This window comes from Skermanella sp. (assembly GCF_059503625.1).
In genome coordinates this window covers 1-2,555 of sequence record NZ_JCACHA010000388.1, presented here as the reverse complement: position 1 = coordinate 2,555, position 2,555 = coordinate 1, and the positions used below count along the sequence as shown (strand labels likewise).

The window sequence follows — 2,555 nt, the reverse complement described above, 5'->3', positions numbered from 1 at the left end:
GGCCTGCACGGCGTCGGCGTGTCCGTCGTCAATGCCCTGTCGGAGCACCTGTTCCTGCGCATCTGGCGCGGCGGCCGGATCTGGGAGATGGAGTTCAGCCACGGCGACCGCGTTTATGCCCTGAAGGAAGTGGGCGAGGCGCCCGTCGTCGACGGCAAGGTGCTGAGCGGCACCGAAGTCACCTTCCTGCCGTCCAAGGCGACCTTCACCAAGGTCGATTTCGACATCGGGACGCTGGAACACCGCCTGCGCGAACTGGCCTTCCTCAACTCCGGCGTCTATCTCCAGCTCGTCGATTCCCGTGGGGTCGAGCCGAAGGTGGTCGACCTGCACTATGAAGGCGGACTGGAAGCCTTCGTCCAGTATCTCGACCGCTCCAAGACTGCCCTGCACAAGCCGGCGATTTCGCTGACGGCGGTGCGGCCGAGCGAGCTTGGCGGCGAGATCACGGTGGAAGCGGCGTTGCAGTGGAACGACAGCTATCACGAGACGATGCTGTGCTTCACCAACAACATCCCCCAGCGTGACGGCGGCACCCATCTGGCCGGCTTCCGCGGCGCCCTGACCCGGACGCTGAACAACTACGCCAACGTGTCGGGCATCGCCAAGAAGGAGAAGGTCACCCTGACCGGCGACGACATGCGCGAAGGCCTGACCTGCGTGCTGTCGGTCAAGGTGCCGGACCCCAAGTTCTCCAGCCAGACCAAGGACAAGCTGGTCTCGTCCGAAGTGCGTCCCGTCGTGGAGAACGCGATCGGCGAAGCGCTCGCCACGTGGCTTGAGGAACACCCGCAGGAAGCCAAGCGCATCACTGCCAAGGTGGTGGAAGCGGCGGCGGCCCGCGAAGCCGCGCGCAAGGCGCGCGAGCTGACCCGGCGCAAGGGCGCCCTGGACATCACGTCGCTGCCGGGCAAGCTGGCCGACTGCCAGGAGCGCGATCCGGCGCTGTCCGAACTGTTCATCGTCGAGGGCGACTCGGCGGGCGGCTCCGCCAAGCAGGGGCGCTCGCGCCAGTATCAGGCGATCCTGCCGCTGCGCGGCAAGATCCTCAACGTCGAGCGGGCACGCTTCGACAAGATGCTCGGCTCCGCCGAGATCGGCACGCTGATCGCGGCGCTCGGCACCGGCATCGGCCGCGAAGAGTTCGACGTCGCCAAGACGCGCTATCACAAGATCATCATCATGACGGACGCCGATGTGGACGGCTCCCACATCCGGACGCTGCTGCTGACCTTCTTCTACCGCCAGATGCCGCAGGTGATCGAGAACGGCTACCTGTATATCGCCCAGCCGCCGCTGTACCGGATCAAGCGCGGCAACGCGCGCGAGCGGTACCTGAAGGACGACAAGGCGCTCGAGGATTACCTGACCGACGAGGGCATCGACGATGTTGCCTTCAGCCCGTCGTCCGACGGCGTGCTGGTGATCGGCGACCAGCTCAAGTCGCTGGTCGGACAGGCCCGCGTCGCGCGCGGCCCGATGGAAACCCTGACCCGCAAGGCCGGCAGCCTGCGCGTGGTCGAGCAGTCCGCCATCGCCGGCGCCTTCGACATCGCCTTCCTGAACGACCCGGAGCGCGCAAGCGCCAAGGCCGCCGAGATCGCCACCCGCCTCAACACGCTGAGCGACAGCGACGGCATGCTGGGCGGAGGCTGGACCGGCGAAGCGACCACGGACGCCCTGATCATCGCCCGCACCCGCCGGGGCGTGACCCATCGCCACGTGCTGGACCGCGACGTGCTGAAAAGCGTCGAAGCCCGCACGCTCAACAACATGGCCGCCTCGCTGAAGGCCAACTACGACGGCATCGGACGCCTGACCCACAAGGACAAGGACCTCCGCCCGATCACCGGCCCGCTGGCCCTGCTCGACGCGATCATGGAGCTGGGCCGTCACGGCGTCACGATCCAGCGCTACAAGGGCCTGGGCGAGATGAACCCGGAACAGCTGTGGGAAACCACGCTCGACCCGACCAAGCGCTCGCTCCTGCAAGTGAAGGTCAACCACGCCGACGAGGCGGAGGAAGTCTTCAGCACCCTGATGGGCGATGTCGTGGAACCAAGGCGGGAATTCATCCAGGACAACGCGCTGAAGGTGGCTAACCTTGACGTTTGAGGATTTTGGAGAAGGTGTGAATAGGAAGGTTGCTTAGGACGCTATCAGGGATCTCGCCAAGGACCGCGATAAGGTGAGGTTTACCAAGCACTCCCGCGAGCGTGATGCGGAAGCAGGAAAGCTGCCGATCAGCGATCGTCAGGCGACCCAATATCTGTTGAACGGCTTTCTGACGGGAGATCCGGCGCCGGACGTCTCCTTGGCCGACGACTGGAACTTCACCTGCGAGCGGACGGCGGATGAGACGGTGACGGTCGTTGCCGGAGTTGTCGTGCCGAGTCGATCGGCGAGCGGCCGCTCTTCACTCAGATCGAAGACCGGTTGGCCGAGATCGCCGCGGAAGCGGGCAGAAGCAGTCCGGCCAAGCCGAGGCTCGCCTTCGAAGAGGGTCCTGGCGGCCAGTGGTCGAGCACGCCGATCAAGGAGCAGGAAATCGTCGG

General features: G+C 65.6%; 2 protein-coding genes. One reads left to right on the top strand and one right to left on the bottom strand.

The features are described 5' to 3' along the window. Positions 1 to 2,115: DNA gyrase subunit B (locus AC5JJ6_RS08690; RefSeq protein ID WP_496041652.1), on the top strand; the 2,115-nt coding region annotated here is incomplete at its 5' end. A 138-nt stretch (positions 2,116 to 2,253) separates the two neighbouring features. Here the strand turns inward: AC5JJ6_RS08690 and AC5JJ6_RS08685 are convergent. Beyond that, positions 2,254 to 2,555, bottom strand: a 302-nt coding sequence (locus tag AC5JJ6_RS08685) for a hypothetical protein (RefSeq protein WP_496041651.1), incomplete at its 5' end; no start/stop codon positions are given.